The sequence below is a fragment of the Rothia sp. HSID18067 genome (genome assembly GCF_003989445.1).
In the GTDB taxonomy this organism is placed as follows: domain Bacteria; phylum Actinomycetota; class Actinomycetes; order Actinomycetales; family Micrococcaceae; genus Rothia; species Rothia aeria.
This window is the reverse complement of the sequence record NZ_RBMF01000001.1, coordinates 169,523-185,348: the sequence shown is the minus strand read 5'-3', so window position 1 is coordinate 185,348 and position 15,826 is coordinate 169,523. Positions and strand designations below refer to the sequence as shown.

Annotated in this window: 17 protein-coding genes; 6 read left to right on the top strand and 11 right to left on the bottom strand. The window is 59.8% G+C overall.

Annotation, left to right across the window (positions count from 1 at the left end):
• Positions 1–35: 35 nt before the first annotated feature.
• The 3 genes from D8M23_RS00935 to D8M23_RS00925 all read right to left on the bottom strand — a co-directional run bounded on the left by D8M23_RS00935 (position 36) and on the right by D8M23_RS00925 (position 2,054).
• Complete coding sequence (locus D8M23_RS00935; protein ID WP_006889143.1) at positions 36–725, bottom strand: hypothetical protein; 690 nt, start codon at positions 723–725, stop codon at positions 36–38.
• A gap of 70 nt (positions 726–795) precedes the next feature.
• Positions 796–1,482: a hypothetical protein gene (locus D8M23_RS00930; protein WP_126853150.1), complete on the bottom strand. Its 687-nt coding sequence runs from the start codon at positions 1,480–1,482 to the stop codon at positions 796–798.
• Positions 1,483–1,625: 143 nt separating this feature from the next.
• A complete protein-coding gene (locus tag D8M23_RS00925) occupies positions 1,626–2,054 on the bottom strand; it encodes a MarR family winged helix-turn-helix transcriptional regulator (RefSeq protein ID WP_126853148.1) in 429 nt (142 codons plus the stop codon).
• 74 nt (positions 2,055–2,128) lie between these two features.
• On the opposite strand from D8M23_RS00925, the gene D8M23_RS00920 reads away from it, so the two are divergent.
• The 6 genes from D8M23_RS00920 to D8M23_RS12335 all read left to right on the top strand — a co-directional run bounded on the left by D8M23_RS00920 (position 2,129) and on the right by D8M23_RS12335 (position 7,028).
• Complete coding sequence (locus D8M23_RS00920; protein WP_126853146.1) at positions 2,129–2,497, top strand: VOC family protein; 369 nt, start codon at positions 2,129–2,131, stop codon at positions 2,495–2,497.
• Between the two features lie 94 nt (positions 2,498–2,591).
• On the top strand, positions 2,592–2,996 hold the full coding sequence (locus D8M23_RS00915; protein WP_126853144.1) for an EVE domain-containing protein: 405 nt from the start codon (positions 2,592–2,594) through the stop codon (positions 2,994–2,996).
• Between the two features lie 51 nt (positions 2,997–3,047).
• Positions 3,048–3,596 (top strand): cation:proton antiporter, encoded by a 549-nt coding sequence (locus tag D8M23_RS00910; protein ID WP_126853142.1) that lies wholly within the window; start codon positions 3,048–3,050, stop codon positions 3,594–3,596.
• Positions 3,597–3,708: 112 nt separating this feature from the next.
• Entirely contained in the window at positions 3,709–5,058 is a 1,350-nt protein-coding gene (gene hemL / locus D8M23_RS00905; RefSeq protein ID WP_126853140.1) for a glutamate-1-semialdehyde 2,1-aminomutase, read from the top strand.
• A 98-nt stretch (positions 5,059–5,156) separates the two neighbouring features.
• A complete protein-coding gene (locus D8M23_RS00900; RefSeq protein WP_126853138.1) occupies positions 5,157–6,158 on the top strand; it encodes a hypothetical protein in 1,002 nt (333 codons plus the stop codon).
• 507 nt (positions 6,159–6,665) lie between these two features.
• Positions 6,666–7,028: a hypothetical protein gene (locus D8M23_RS12335; protein WP_390896158.1), complete on the top strand. Its 363-nt coding sequence runs from the start codon at positions 6,666–6,668 to the stop codon at positions 7,026–7,028.
• A 13-nt stretch (positions 7,029–7,041) separates the two neighbouring features.
• Here the strand turns inward: D8M23_RS12335 and hemB are convergent, their stop codons facing one another.
• The 8 genes from hemB to hemE all read right to left on the bottom strand — a co-directional run bounded on the left by hemB (position 7,042) and on the right by hemE (position 15,699).
• A complete protein-coding gene (gene hemB, locus D8M23_RS00890; protein WP_126853134.1) occupies positions 7,042–8,037 on the bottom strand; it encodes a porphobilinogen synthase in 996 nt (331 codons plus the stop codon).
• Positions 8,038–8,084: 47 nt separating this feature from the next.
• Positions 8,085–8,600: an SMI1/KNR4 family protein gene (locus D8M23_RS00885; RefSeq protein WP_126853133.1), complete on the bottom strand. Its 516-nt coding sequence runs from the start codon at positions 8,598–8,600 to the stop codon at positions 8,085–8,087.
• The gene (locus D8M23_RS00880) at positions 8,593–9,423 is read right to left on the bottom strand and encodes a uroporphyrinogen-III synthase (RefSeq protein WP_023134084.1); all 831 of its coding nucleotides are present in this window, start codon (positions 9,421–9,423) and stop codon (positions 8,593–8,595) included. The genes D8M23_RS00885 and D8M23_RS00880 overlap by 8 nt, the downstream gene beginning before the upstream one ends.
• Entirely contained in the window at positions 9,423–10,526 is a 1,104-nt protein-coding gene (locus D8M23_RS00875) for a hydroxymethylbilane synthase (protein ID WP_023134085.1), read from the bottom strand. The genes D8M23_RS00880 and D8M23_RS00875 overlap by 1 nt, the downstream gene beginning before the upstream one ends.
• Positions 10,527–10,638: 112 nt before the next feature.
• Positions 10,639–12,039: a ferrochelatase gene (locus D8M23_RS00870; RefSeq protein ID WP_238693715.1), complete on the bottom strand. Its 1,401-nt coding sequence runs from the start codon at positions 12,037–12,039 to the stop codon at positions 10,639–10,641.
• Entirely contained in the window at positions 12,036–12,872 is an 837-nt protein-coding gene (hemQ, locus tag D8M23_RS00865; RefSeq protein WP_126853131.1) for a hydrogen peroxide-dependent heme synthase, read from the bottom strand. Before hemQ ends, D8M23_RS00870 begins: the two co-directional genes overlap by 4 nt.
• Positions 12,873–12,997: 125 nt before the next feature.
• A complete protein-coding gene (hemG, locus tag D8M23_RS00860) occupies positions 12,998–14,497 on the bottom strand; it encodes a protoporphyrinogen oxidase (protein WP_126853129.1) in 1,500 nt (499 codons plus the stop codon).
• A gap of 50 nt (positions 14,498–14,547) precedes the next feature.
• A complete protein-coding gene (hemE, locus tag D8M23_RS00855) occupies positions 14,548–15,699 on the bottom strand; it encodes a uroporphyrinogen decarboxylase (protein ID WP_126853127.1) in 1,152 nt (383 codons plus the stop codon).
• Between the last annotated feature and the right edge of the window lie 127 nt (positions 15,700–15,826).

Genomic DNA, 15,826 nt, shown 5'->3' with positions numbered 1-15,826 from the left:
CGAATCAGAACGCACCCGTTCCTGTGCGTGCCGCCTTAAAAATCGCCACGGTAGCTGTTTTCCAGCAGGTATTCGAGGGTTCCTCGGCGCGTCATATGCTTCATCAGCTGCCGGTCCATGGGGTTCTTCACGTCAAGCCAGCGCCCTTCCTCAGCACGCACCATCATCAGGGGACCCAAGTAATTCTTGGTTGGGGAACGGTAGATGCGTACCCTCATAAACCTCTTACCTTCTTTGGTCTGTATCTCAAGGTAATCCTCAAGGCGATAGCGGGTGGTGCCATTATCTGAGTGGCTGCTACGCAGAGTACGGGTGTATAGGTACCCGCCGATCTCGGAAAGTTCAAGTGATCGTTTGAACCCAAAGAAATTACGCACCACCACCGCGTTAGAGGTTATTTCGTGGTAAGGGATGGTCAGCGCCCATAGCACAATCAGTGTAACTAAAGCCACAAAGCCTATGGGGATAAAACCTATCATGGTTACCCCGGTGCCGATCCTCTTAGTGGGGTCCATTATCATCAGGCCCACCCCCACAATGAAGCTGCCGAAGACCAAAAGTACCACTTCGATAATGGCGCACAGCCACAAGGGTGTGCGTGCCCGCCACGGTGCTGTAGTCTTCTCACGCTGGTTACGGATTAGAAGGTACACAAAGTGCAGCACGATAATGGCTGTAAGAATACCTGTACCCAAATAGTTATAGTGTCCTAATGCTTCCAGCAAAGTTCTTCCCGCCCTCTCTGAAGAAAGTTGTATAACTGTCTGTTGCCTTCACACGGTCATAGCTTCGGGGCTATGCACCCTTAAGTGTTAGAAAATCGTCACGCACCATGTGCTGCATCAGATATTTAACTGTTTCTCGGTGCGTCAGTTGAGCGAGAATCTGCTGATCACGCGGGTCATCCTCACGGGCCCAGCGCCCATGCTGAGCACGAAACACGATGCGGGCGCCCAGAATGTTAGGAGCGTTTTGACGCAAAACGGAAATCTTATAGAATACACTGCCCTTAGCATCATATATTTCCAGGTAGTCGCTGCCGCCGCCGTCTCTATTAGCGCGGTACGGGTAATACTGGTATCCGCTAATCTGTGACAGCTCAAGTGAGCGAACACCCGATCCTGTGGTGCGCACAATAAGAGCGGAAGGGGTGAACTCATAGTAAGGGACGGTCATACGCCATATAGACACGGCAAAAGCGCTAAAAAACATCACAAGAAACACGTACGGCAGAACCGTCCAGAGAGGATCTGACTTCTTTAAGGAGCTTGAGATCGCTATGAAACCACTAGATACACCAGCTACAACAACGCCAATGAGTACCTCGAACAGCGCAACCGTACCCCAAGAGTAAAACCGTACTCTCAACGGAGCGTTTTTCTTTTCGTTCGCCCCGCGTACCAGCAGGTACGTCAAGTGCGTTACGACGATACCGCCTACGCCACCGGCAATCACAAGTATCCACAAGAATACGTCGAGCATAAGGCTCGAACCTCCTGTCTTCAAGCTACACTTCAACGTTAGCACCATTATGAGGGTATACACCGGATTTCTACTCTGTAGCTTTAGCGCCAAATACCGCAGACCATATTCAGCATGTTGGCAGTGCGCAGGATACGGGGTGTCTACTTTATTCCCTCAATGCAGGCGGTGAGCAAATCCCAGAGCTCTTGACGCTGCGTATCACTAAGCCCTCCCACCATCTGCTGCTCAATCTCGCGGATGCGCCCGGTTGCTTGAGCGAGCATCTGCTCCCCCTGCGGGGTGAGCATGGTAGGTAAGGCTCGGCCTTTAGTGGCGTGAGTAGCGCGTTCAATCAAACCGCGTTCTTGAAGTCCTCGCAAAAGCGTATTCATCGTTTGGCGAGTGACGAAAGCCTGCCGCGCCAGCTCGGCATTAGAAGCACCCGGGGTAGATTTTAGAATTTCCAGGCACACGTATTGCGCAACGGTAATCCCAAGCGGGCGCAAGGTCTCTTCCATGCGCGAGCGCAGCAGTGATTGCACTTCTTTGAGTCGATATCCAATAAGTTGATTAAATTCCTCTTGCCTCATGTCAATATTCTGACATATGCTGTTAATGTCAGTATCCTGACATACAAAATATGGTCTATTTGAGGAGGACTATCATGACGGTGACCGGCCCCAGCTTCATCGCATTGCAGGTGCGCGATCTTGAGCGTTCCGCGCAGTTCTACGAAACCTATCTCGGCTTGCGCCGCGCCCCGCAAGCGCCGCCGAATGCTGTGGTCTTTGCAACCGATCCCATCCCCTTCGCCGTGCGCGAGCCGCTGCCCGGGGTAAACCTTGACGAGATTTCGCGCCCCGGTTTGGGTGTGGCCCTGTGGATGCACGGTAGCGATGTGCGGAGCCTTCTTACGAAGCTCAAGGAAGCTGGCGTGCGCATTCTGCAAGAGCCAACGCCCGGGCCTTTTGGTGAGAGCATTATTTTTGCTGACCCGGACGGGTACGCGATGACGGTACACGATCGGGTCTGAAGATCCGCATCAGGACGTAACCTTGGATCCGGGGTTTATCAATACCGTGAGAGCCCCGGACTCTTGGTACTCTTCACAGTTTTAGGAGGTTCTTATGCGCTACTGGGTTGGAGTAGCCTCACGCGATCATGTTTTACTCGGTGTTGCGGGCGGATTCTGCCAGGTTTGCCACGGCAAACAGGCACCGCTGGCACGCATGAAACGGGGAGATTGGATTCTGTATTACAGCCCTAAAACCGGCATGAATTCTGGTGAGAAAGTTCAGGCTTTTACCGCTGTGGGGCAGATTATGGACGACCGAGTCTACCAGTTCCGCATGGCCGAAAATTTTGAGCCGTTCAGGCGTGATGTTGTGTTTCAGGATGCGCCGCATCCGTGCCCGATTGAGGTGGCACGCGAGCACCCCGAATGGCGGAGTTATGCTAAGCAGCTGCGGTACGGGCATTATGAGGTCTCACACGATTTCTTTGAGCATATTTACCGCTATATGATGAGGTAAAACCGCCCGCAGCGAAGCAGCACAGTGCGGGCATGCACCAGAGGATACGGCGTGGACATAGAATCACATATACAGCAGGTGGAAGACCTCCTTAAACCCCTAGATTGTGACGCGCGGCGCCGGTTCGCCTCCTGGTGCTGCTACGCCCTGGTGGCAGAACCCGCGATCCAGAAGCACCTGACCCTGCTCACCGGCTCGGCCGAAAACTACCGGGTGTGCGAGAAGATCGTTGCGCAATGCTGGTACGGCTCACCGCCCATTAACGCAAAAACCGCCCAAGAAACCCTGCACCGGATCGACTGGGATGATGAAGACACCCCGCTCACTGACGAACCGGCGATGCAGGGCTGTCTTGAGATGCTCACGGCAATCAGCAGCATGTTGGGTGGGCTGCGCGCTGGCGGGAAAGATTCCGCCTACTTCGCCAACTGTGCTGAGAACGTTATTAACTGGAAAGACACCCTGGCGTGTTTCCCCGCCAGCGCCGACGGTACACCCGAGCAGCAAGACCTGCTGCAGGAGTACGAACGCCAACGCCTCTTTCTCCGTGAGCTCGGCGAGGGCCGCATTGGCGCTGAAGACATCCATAAGTTCAGGTAGCCCAACTCTTCGATTCCCTAGCTATAGGCGCGCAGCAGCTGATGCCTGGTGACCGATAACCGCCTATTATGGGATAAGAGACTTTCAGGCGCCCACACACGAAAGGTTACCCATGAGCGTATCAGCCGAACATCACCTGGCACACCAGCACAGCGAAGAGCTTTTTGAACGCTCCCGTTCCGTCATTCCCGGCGGGGTGAACTCCCCCGTGCGCGCTTTCAACTCCGTGGGCGGCACACCCGCTTTTGTGACCCGCGCATCCGGCCCCTACATTTATGATGCTGACGGCAACGAATACGTAGACCTCGTCTGCTCGTGGGGTCCGGCGATTCTTGGGCACGCGCATCCGCAGGTTGTTGCGGCGGTTCAAGAGGCTGCCTCACGCGGACTGTCGTTCGGCGCTGCATCCGCGCCCGAGGCAGAGCTCGCAGAGCTTGTGGTTGATCGCATTAACACCGCACTCCCCGGCGCAATCGAACAGGTACGCATGGTATCTACCGGCACCGAAGCCACCATGACTGCTATTCGCTTGGCACGCGGCATCACCGGGCGCGATAAAATCATCAAATTCTCGGGCTGCTATCACGGGCATGTGGATGCGCTGCTCTCTGAAGCAGGCTCCGGCGTGGCGACTCTCGCCCTACCCGGCTCGGCGGGCGTGACCGCGGCAACCGCATCCGAAACTATCGTGCTCCCCTACAACGATCTTGACGCCGTGCGCGAGGCTTTCGCCGCGCATCCGGGAGAAATTGCCGCCGTTATTACCGAAGCCGCCCCCTGCAATATGGGTGTGGTGGCTCCCGAACTGGGCTTTAACCGTGGCCTGCGTGAAATGACGCAGAGCAATAATGCCCTGCTGATTTTTGATGAGGTGCTGACCGGTTTCCGCGTCTCATCCGCCGGGTACTGGGGTAAGTTCGCCCCCGAAGATAACGGCTGGGTTCCCGATATTTTCACTTTCGGTAAAGTGATCGGCGGCGGTATGCCGATCGCCGCACTCGCCGGTAAACGTGAGGTGATGGAACATCTGGCACCGACCGGCCCCGTCTACCAGGCGGGCACGCTCTCGGGTAATCCGCTCTCGGTGGCATCCGGCATTACGACCCTCAAACTCGCCGATGATGCCCTCTACCGCACGCTGGATACACGTTCGGAACAGTTGCAGGCTGCGCTGACGCAGGCACTGACCGATGCCGGGGTTGATCATTCGATTCAGAAGGTGGGCAATCTGTTCTCGGTTGCCTTTGGTACCGGCGAGCACGGCGTGCACAACTACGCTGATATTAAGGGTTCTGCTACCGCCAAATACACGGCGTTTTTCCACGCCATGCTTGATGCCGGTGTATATCTTCCCCCGAGTGCTTTTGAGGCGTGGTTCCTCTCCGGGGCGCACGACGATACCGCGATGGAACGCATTATTGAGGCGCTGCCGGGCGCGGCACGTGCGGCGGCTAAAGCCTAACGCGCCCTCACCACCGAGGAAGGGAAATCTGTAGCCCACCCCCATAATTCCTTAATGTATACCCTTGGCTGAGCAGGAAAATCCCATAAAATGGGTATATGGATGTGAGAGATATTTGGCTGATCGCTGCGATAGTTTACCTGGGGATGTGTCTGCTCAACGAGGTGGCCTATCCCATGTACATCAGCAAAAAGAAAACAAAAAAATCAGCGTACAGCGGGTTCTGGAGTGGAACTATTCACATGCTCTGGTATGTGATCGCCTGGTTTGCTCTCGCCCAAACATTCCACCTGTTCTGGGACATCTACTACTACAGTTACGGTCTTGGCGGCGGCGCATTCATACTCCCCTTCGCACTGATCTACTTAGGGGCTTACTTTGGGCGGCGGCGCTACCGTATAGCACGCGGGCTAAATATTTGGGACCGCGACTACGGTATGCCGCCCATCTACCGGGCAACTCTGGGTAAGCTCGGCAACCTCTTCCGCGGCTCCGAGCAGATGCAGTCAGCCGGTATTATCTACGGCGTATCAGTCTTCGCCTGGGTCACCTGGGGGCTTTACCTGCTGGCGGCTTTCGGTTTCCTCGCATCGCTCTTCGATGCGGGCCCCCTCTACGTGGGCGACATGGCGGTGCTGCTCACCCTGGCCACAGTACTCGGCGCTATTGGGGTGTTCTGGCATTACCGCCACTACACCGTGTTCCTGCCGGATCAGATCCTCATCAGCAGGGTCTTCGGTTCGGCGAAAATTCTCTACTACCAGCAGCTTGAGTTCTTCCGAGTCATCCCCACCAACCCCGACGCCATTCACCCCGATATGCAAGATCCTTCCAAATGGCGGATTGAGGTCAAAATACCCGGCAAAAACGCCCCTTTCTCCACGTCACTGTCTGACCCGGGAGTCCGCTACCTTATCCGGCAGATCGCGTTCCGTATCGAGCAGGAACGCTGGGCTGATATGAACTCCCCAGCCGACCGCGAGCAGCTGCTGCAGTACCACAACGATGGCCGTATTATCTGCACCACCAAAGGCCATAAACCCGCAGGTGAATTCGCGCAGGAGGCAGCATACCGCGCATCCTTCAAGCAGACACATTAGGATTTCTTCGCTCTGCGGCGCAGGCGCAAAGATGGGTTCCCTATTTGTCGTGACGCCATCGCAGAAATGCTGGTTTCACGTTTTATGGAGAACCCATCTTTGAATATTCTTCTGCGGGTGTGATCGGTGGTTGATGGTATCTTTAACACCGCAGGAACCGTTATTTTCCATGAGTGGGCTGTATTCCCTAATGAATAACCCTCACTGTAGGTTGATGAGATAAAGAGGAATTTGTTGCATATATCCAGATTGTCGCGCCAGGGCAGCTTAGCAGACGGTATTACCTGGAGTTCTGAGCTGCTTATAGAAAAATTCCACAGGTACCGCTATAGAATCGACAACACTCATGGAACCGGTAAACCCGTTATTTTCATTGGGCTAAACCCAAGTTTAGCCGGAAGCCTTCGGGTCTCCGATCCTACGGTGCAAGCTCTAACTCAGGCTATGCTGGGAACCTGTCACTTCCTCGACCCCGCGCATTCTGCACCATTACTGCACGCCCGCACAGTGCTAATTATTAATCTATTTACCTTCGTAGAACCAAATTCGCGCAATATAGATTATTCCCTAGACCGGCACGCGGTTGCCGAATTAGAGACGGTACTTGCCGAGTTCCCATATGCGCCGATTGTTTGCGGCTGGGGCAAAGAGAATAATTCACCTGAGAGCCGGGAAGTGTGGCACCAGCAGATAAACGAGTTTACCCGGCGGCTCGCGGATCGCTCCTGCTACCGTCTTGAGCTACCGCGCTCCCCTAAATCTGATGGTTCATTGGATGCGCGTTCCTGGTCACCGCGAGGTATCAACAGCGCCCTCAGGAACCTGCCGCCTAGTACCCGCATGGTTCTTGCCCGGTTTACTCCCCAATAAAGCAACCTTAGGGTTAGTCTTCACGCAGCCAGCGGGCGGCTTCGGTCGCATAGTAGGTGAGAATCATGTCCGCGCCCGCGCGGTGAATCGAACGCAGCGCCTCCAACGCCACGGCGCGGCGGTCAATCCAGCTGTTTGCCGCGGCGGCCTCAATCATGGCGTACTCCCCCGACACCTGGTACGCCGCCACCGGCACAGGTGAAAACTCGGCGACTTCACGCACAATATCGAGATAGCTTCCGGCAGGCTTGACCATCACCATATCGGCGCCCTCGTCAATATCGGCCTGCACCTCCAGGAGAGATTCGCGGCGGTTCGCCGGATCCTGCTGATACGTTTTGCGGTTTCCGGTAAAGCTAGACTCCACCGCATCGCGGAACGGGCCAAAGAATGCGGAGGCATACTTCGCCGAATACGCCATAATAGAGACGTTCTGGAACCCGGCCGTATCCAGTGCGGCGCGCATGGCGGCAATCTGCCCGTCCATCATGCCCGACGGGGACACCGTGTGCGCCCCGGCGCGTGCCTGAGACACTGCCATCTTGCAGTACAGTTCCACGGTTGCGTCGTTATCGACAATCATGGTGCCGTAATCATCATCGACAAGCACGCCGCAGTGCCCGTGAGAGGTGAACTCGTCCAGGCAGGTATCGGCCATAATAACGATCTCGTCGCCAAACTCTGCACGGCAGGCGGCAATAGAGCGATTCAAAATACCGTTCTCATCCCAGGCCGCCGAGCCTATCTCGTCCTTATCATCATCCAGCGGAACCCCGAAGAGATCGATGCATTTAATGCCCGCCTCCGCAGCCTGGCGCACGGCAGGAATTAGTGACTCTAGCGTGTGCTGGTACTGCCCGGGCATGGACGAAATCGGCTGTGGTTCGCTAATGCCATCGCGCACGAAAAACACCTGAATCAGCTGCTCGGGACGCAGCGCGGTCTCGGCGGTGAGGGCGCGCATCGCGGCGGTGGTGCGCAGTCGGCGGGGTCGTCGGGTCAGGTTCATGAGGTGTGTCCTTTCAGTAACTGATTCGGTGGCGGGTACGGCTGGGCTTACTCGGGTGGGGCGAACGGATAATCCTCAAACAGGCCATCCCGTATAGCATTCACGGAGCGTACAAAATCTTGCCTCTGCACATCGGTGAGCGCCCCGCGCCGATCCAGGTAATCTTCAAGCTCTCTGTACTGAAAATGCAGTTCCACAAACTCCGTAAAGCTAATGCGCATATCCTCCACATGCTGCGCATCGTACTGGCCCGCATCATGGTCGTAGTACAGGATGGTGTTACTGTCGCGGGCGAAAAACCACTCATCGCCATTACCGGCGCTCCCCACAGGCCACACCGTGCGGCTGAACTTGGGGTGCTCCCGCTCCAGGTAACGGTGATGCTCCAGGGCCTGTTCATACCCGTAAAGACAGCAGTCGGCGGTTATCTCCCCACCACTGTACTGCGCTAAAAACCGCAGGTACGCACCGTCCAGCCCGGCAGGTAGTTTGCCGGTCAGCGTTATTTTATCCGTGCGGCGCTGACAACACTGCGCCAGCTGCTCATCCCGCCCGTTAAGCACCCGCGCTCACCACCGAAAACGCGGCGGACGCCAAATCCTGCGCAGACGGGGAATCCGCCACCACATACGGCACCCCCAAAGAACGCGCAGCAGATGCGGTGCTCTGCCCAATAGCCACCACCGGCGGGAACCTGTCGGCTGGCACCCCCTCGGCGAGCGCCTGAAGCAGCGACGGGGCGGTAGCGACCACGGCATCCGTTATCGGCTGGCCAGCAGATGCCTCACGGCTGAGGGCTTCCCGAGCTGCGTCACGCCCAAGCTCACCGGGGGCGAGGTCAGCCTCGGCCGCAGGCTCCATACGGTACACCACGGTGCGCATCACCCGAAAGCCCAACGCCCCCAGCCCCTCACGCAGGGTAGGCCGGGCGTTCTGGCCCTCAACCACCCACACGGTGTCAGGCTCGTCCTGCTGACGATCGCCGGTGGGGAAACCGGCAAGCATCCCCATGGCGCTCTGGGTGTGCGGTATATAGTCCGGCTCTATCCCGCACCGTTCCAGTTCCGCTGCGGTCGCCTTACCCACGCAGGCCAGGCGCGCATCGGCGGCATTAAGCACATGCGCGAAATGCTCCCCCCACAGCTCGGTGCAGGCACGCACCGCATTGGCGCTTGTGAACGTCACCCACGCCACCTGATCGGCGGCGGTCGCTTGAAGGGCCGCGCTCAGCTCGGGGGTGTACGCCACGGTGCGCGGCACATGCACCGGCGCATACAGCACGTTCGGGGCGGGCTCACCCCGCTGCCGGGCAAGCTCACTCAGCGCCCGCGCGAACCCGGCGCCTTTAGCTGCTGTGCGGGTGAGCAGAACGCGCGCGGCACCCACTAGGACACCTCAAGCCCGGCAAGTGCGGCTGCACCCATCTGCAGCATATCTTCAGCCACGTGCACCCCCAGCCTTTCGGCACCGGGTATGTCCAGCTCCACGGTCGCAGCAGAGTGGCGGATGCACTTGGTGCCCCTGGGGTCTGCGACTATGGCGGTGAGTACCAAATCGCCCTCTATTACGTGCGCATAGGCGCCGATGGGGGCGGCGCATCCGGCTTCTAGGCGGCGCAGCAGAGCACGCTCCGCGGTGACCGCCAGCCGGGTCTCAAAATGGTCGGCGGCAATCAGTGCGGCCCCCAAAGAACGCACCGGCCGGGAAATTTCGGTCTCCGTCAGGGAGGCAATATCCGGGTTGGCGAATTCGCTCTCACGCACCTCAAGGGCGAGCGCGCCCTGCCCTGGGGCTGGGAGCATGCGGGTAGGGTCAAGGTACTCGGTAATTACGTCCTCTTTGTTCAGGCGTTTGAGGCCCGACACAGCCAGCACCACGGCGTCACAGTCACCGGCGGTTTCGGCCCCCACCCCGGTGTGCGCCTGCCGGTCGGTTTCAGCCGAACCCTGCACCATCACCTGCCGGGCACCGTGCTCTTCGAGCCCTTTCACACGGGCGATGCGGGTGCCCACATTACCGCGGATATCAACGATTTCAAGGTCGGGGCGCAGCAGCCGCAGCTGCGCTGCACGGCGCGGCGACCCGGTGCCGACGCGGGCACCGGTGGGGAGGGTGTCAAGAGTCAACTGGTCACGTGCAACGAGCGCATCGCGCGGGTCTTCACGTTTAAGGGTTGCCGCGACCACCAGCCCGGGGCATGGGGCAGAGGGCAGGTCTTTCAGGGAGTGCACCGCCATATCGACGCCTTCCCCGTTATTGCCCGCCAGCAGGCGCTGGCGCAGGGCCGCAGCGAACACGCCGGTGCCGCCCAGGGTTGCGAGCGGACCGGCGAGCGTATCCCCCTCAGTTTTGACGGTGACCAGCTCAAATTCCACACCGGTGGTGCCCTCATGAGCGTGGGAGGCGGCGGTGACGTGTTCGGCGGCGAGGGTGCTCTGGGTGAGGGCTAACGCCGACCCGCGTGTGCCCAGCAGATAGGTCTCGCTCATGGTTCTCCTTGAGGGTATTAGTGGTGGGGTCACGGCGTGGGGTTTCGGGGTATGCCGGCGGTGCCGGTTCTACGGTTCCTATCTCCTGGGCGGCACCCACCTGAAGCATCAGCTACGGGTTCGTGCCGCCGGAGTATTCGGCGATGACCGGTTTCGCGGCGCCGCGTGCGGGTTTGCAGCAGTCGGGGTCGCATTCGTCGAACCAGCCGCGTTCGCCGGTCACTGATTCCTCGCACACGCTCTCCCGGGTGCGGGCCGCCTCATTATCCAGCCCGGTGTGTGGGTTGGTGGCGACGCGTTCGGCAATCAGGCGGCGTAACGATTCAACGTACGCCGGGTGCGTGCCGGGGGTGGGGGTGCGCACCGCCGCGATCCCGTGCTCGGCGCAGGTATCCAGTGCCTCAGTGTCAAGGTCCCATTTGACTTCCATATGGTCAGAGACGAAACCCAGCGGCACCAGAACAATACCGTCTATATCACCGGCGGCTTTCTCAATCGCGTCGTTCACATCGGGTTCAAGCCACGGCATGGACGGCGGGCCGGACCGTGACTGGTACACCAGCTCCCAGTCGGTATTATCCAGCAGGCTCTCATGATGCTCCTGCACCCGCGCCAGGACGGCACGGGCCACCTGAAGGTGCTTCTCAACATACGCGGATCCGCCCTCATAGTCGATACCGCGCGGGCCTGCCTCATTCGCGGCGGAGGTCGGCACCGAGTGGGTGCAGAACATAATGCGGATGCGCCCATTCCCCGCAGCAGCGGTACCGTCAGCATGCCGTGCAGCCACCTGCTCCTGCACCTGTTTCAGCCCGTCCTGCAGGCCGTCGGCGAAGGCCTGCACAAACCCGGGGGTGTCGAAGAATTGGCGGATCTTATCGACGCGCATCTGACCGTGAAGCCCCAGTTTTTGAAGCGCCACCCCGTAGTCTTCACGGTATTGGCGGCAGCTGGAGTAGCCGGGGTAGGCGCTGGTGGCGAGCACCAGAATATTGCGGTGCCCTTCCTCATACGCCTGCTGCAGCACGTCACTGACGTAGGGGTCCCAGTTGCGGTTCGCCCACACGATGGGGACGCGCGGGCCGCGTTCGGCCAGGGCCTGTTTCAGGGCGGCCAGCAAAGCACGGTTCTGCTCGTTAATGGGAGAGACACCGCCGTTAGCGCGGTAGTGGGTGGCAACCTCTTCAAGACGCTCATCGGGAATCCCGCGGCCCGCCGTGACATTACGCAGGAAGGGAATCACATCGTCCTGCCCCTCGGGGCCGCCGAACGATGAGAGAATCACCAGATCATACGGGGCGGGGGCAGCCGCGCGGGAACGGGTGATGCCGCACTCGCCGCGGTAGCTGCCAATAGTGTCCTCGTTCAGTACCGCGGGGCCGTTGGAGGCGGTATTGTGCGGGTCGGTCACGTTCGGGCGGATATTATTGGGCACCGAGCCGCAGCAGCCGCTGCACACACTGCTGCCGCCAGCACCCGGGCGGGCTGCATGGTTCGTTACTGGTTGATTCACGCGAGCACCTCAGCAACGTCGGCAGCTGGGATACGGCGCCCGGTGTAGAAGGGAATTTCCTCACGCACATACAGACGCGCCTCGGTGTTGCGGAAGTGGCGCATCATATCCACCAGGTCCACCAGTTCGGGGGCTTCAAGGGCGAGCACCCACTCGTAGTCGTTCAAGCCGAAGGTGGCCACAGTGTTGGCGAGCACCTGCGGGAAATCGACGGCTTTCATCCCGTGGTTTTTGAGCATTTCGGCGCGGCGCTGCGGGTTCATGTAGTACCAGTCGTACGAGCGCACGAACGGGTACACGCATACCCACGCCTCGGGTGCTTTACCCCGCGAGTAGGCGGGGGCGTGGTTGCGGGTGAACTCGGCGTCGCGGTGCACACCCATGGTGGACCACACGATGGTGGTGGCCCCGAACAGGGCGGTGCGGCGGATCTTACGCACAGCTTCCTGCAGTTTTTCGGGGGCTGAGCCGTGGGTCCAGACCATCACGTCGGCGTTGTTGCGCATGGCGGATACGTCGTAGAGGCCACGCACGGTCACCCCGTCGTTGGTGAGTTCCTGGGTGAGTTCCTCGAACTCTGCGATGGCGGCGGGGCTGGAGGCCCCTTCCGGGCGCACCCCGTCACGGGCAAACACAGTGTAGAGCGTGTAGAAGAGCTTCTCGCCGTTCTCGCGGCCGCGTTTATTTTCTTCTGCGGGCGAGTGCTGCTGGCTGCCGTACCCGTGTGCAGGCCGGTCACCGTACGCCACGTGAGGCCCGTGCCCGCCGTGGGCGTGGGAGCCGCCAGCGGGCGCGCCGTGCGAATGTGCGTCGTGGTGGGATTCCTGTGACATTATTCTTCCTTTCGTGCGGCGGTTTCCCGCCCTACCTGCGTTCTTGATCGTGCGGCGTTCCCCATCCTCGCCGGGGCGCCTATGCTGTTATTGTTTGGTGGGCGGGCACGGGGCCGCCTGGGGTGCTACCCGGATGTTTCTTCGCCGCGTTTAGCGCCGTCGGCCTGCGGGGTGTTTCGTTTGAGGAACTGTTCCACCTGCTCGCGGGTGTCACGCACCGTTGAGACCAGCCCGGACCCGGCAGCCCAGGTTCCCACCACGCACACCGTCTCTAGCTGAGCCGTGAGCTCCCGGAACGTTTTCACCTTATCCCGGTGGCCCGGGGCGGTGCGCGGTAACACGTTGCTCCAGCGCACCACGTCCGCATCCAGCAGCTCATGGGCGGTGATGGGAACGTCCAGCAGTTTCGCGGCGTCGTGAAGCGCCAGGGTGATGAGCTGCTCGTCGGCAAGCGCCACATCGCTAATGCTCGCGTTCTCTCCGCCGCGACCGTACGAAAGACGCACCACGTGCTTGTCTTTCCCGACGGCCTCGGCGACCCACGGCCATTTCGCGCTCACATGGGTAAGTGCCTTAGCGCGCACATTTGTGACCTCCTCAGAGACCAGCATGCCGGTGCCGCGCGGGTGCGCGTTCAAGGCGGGCTGCTCCACCACAAGGGTCACGAGCGCAACCTCGGGTCCGGGTTTCAGGGTGGGCAGCGAGGTTTTAATATGTGACCCCAGCAGGCGCGCAGTGGTGGGCCCGTCGGTGGCGAGCACCAAATAGTCGGCGCGCAGGGTAGCCTGAATCTCCCCGTCGGCGGTGTGCCGCTGAATCACGAACCACTCCCCCGTGACGCTGTCACGGTCAATGGCGATCACGTCGAACCCCGCAATAATACGCGCACATTTGGTGTACAGGTCTTCCACCAGCTTCTCAGAGAGCTGGTTCAGGCCCCCGGATAGGCTAGCCACCTGGGAACCGGCCGGGGCCTGCGACCTCAGCGCTGCGGAGGCGGCGGCAAGGGACTTATGTTTTTTCAGCCCTTCGCGTAGCCCGGGGATGGTGGCGTCCGCATCCAGCTGGTCGGGGTGCGCCGAATACACACCCGAAACCACCGGGGCCACTAGGTTCTTCAGCACCTTATTGCCCATACGGGCGCGCACCAGCTCACCAAGAGTTTTTGCTTTAGCACCAACAGAGGCCGGTAGGGTCTTATCAAGTTTGGCGCGGCGCAGCCCCGCCCGGCCGAGCACACCGAGCAGGGTTTTATCGTCCAGGTTGCCCGGAATACCCATAATCCCGGTGTTCGGGGTTTTACGCGCCCCGAAAGGTAGGTACAGCCACGAGCCGTGCGGGTTGGGGGTAACAATATGCTCCCCAAGGCCCAGCTCTTTAACAAGCTCCGAAACGATGGGTGATCGGGTGGCGTAGGATTCCGCACCGGAGTCCAGCAGCAGCCCCCCAACTTCGTGCGCACCGACGGCACCACCTAGATGGTCTTTTTGTTCGAGGAGGGTCACGCGCACCCCGGCTGCGGCGAGCTCCCGGGCAGCTAACAGTCCGGAGACACCGCCGCCCACCACGATCGCGGTGGGTGCGTTTTTTCCTATGTGCGGGTGTGCTGCCCTGTGTAGACCCATATCGTACTGTTCCTCGTTATTATTGCGGTGCTTTTCCTAGTGTGTAGTTTCTAGTGTAGTGAGTTGGCGGGGTGTTCGTGAATATATGCCACCAGATCGGTGAGCACCTGCGGGTCCGTTGTGGGCGGCACCCCGTGGCCCAGATTCACAATATGGGCGGGGGCGCTCGCCCCGGCGGCGAGTACCTCATCCGTGTGAGCGTACAGGGCCTCACGCCCAGCAGCTAAAAGCGCGGGATCGATATTTCCCTGAAGCGGCACCGCACCGTTGAGCCTGCGGTTTGCCTCATCAAGGGGCAGGCGGTAGTCCACCCCAATCACATCGGCACCAGCCTCATGCATGGCGGGCAGCAGCTCGGCGGTTCCGGTACCAAAGTGAATGCGCGGCACCCCAAATTCCTCAACCATACCCAGGGCGGTGGCGGAGTGTTCCTGCACATACCGGCGGTAGTCAGCTTCGCCTAACGAACCAGCCCAAGAGTCGAAGAGCTGCACAGCGGATGCGCCCGCCTCAATCTGTGCCCGCAGAAACTGCCCGGCGGTGCGCGCGGCCCACTGCGCCAACTCGCGCCAGGCAACGGGGTCGGCGTGCATCATAGTGCGGGGGCGCAGGTGATCGCGGGAGGGGCCGCCCTCAACCATATAGGCGGCAACGGTGAACGGTGCACCCGCAAAACCAATAAGCGGGGTGGAACCGAGCATCTCGACGGTTGCTGCGACTGCCTCACGAATAGGGTCAAGTGCCGCATCGGTCAGCTCCGGCAGGGCGCGCACTTCATCAAGCGTGCGCACGGGATTCTCAAGTACAGGGCCGCGGCCGGGCACAATATCGACATTCACACCCGCGAGCTTCATGGGGATAACGATATCCGAGAAGAAAATACCGGCATCGACGTTGTGACGGCGCACCGGCTGCACGGTAATCTCGGCGGCAAGTTCGGGGGTCAAGCAGGCGTCCAGCATGGGAATTCCCTCACGTGCCTTGCGGTACTCGGGCAGGGAACGCCCCGCTTGGCGCATAAACCAGACCGGACGATGCTCAGATGCGCGCCCGGTGAGCGCCTGCAGCATCGGCGAATCGGCGGTTTGGGCGGCACGCAGCGGGTGGGATACGCTCAGGCGCGACAGCTGCGCCTCGGTCAGCAAATCACGCTGATGCTCCACCGGATGCGGTGGGCAGGGTGCGGGGCTGGTTTCAGTCATATATCCCAGTGTGCCAGGTTTTGGACGTGTGTTTTTACGACACATTGTCACATTCCGACATGTTTTACACCCCGTACTAGACACATAGGTTTACCTTAGTGCTCACAAGGGAGAAGCTACCTCAGCG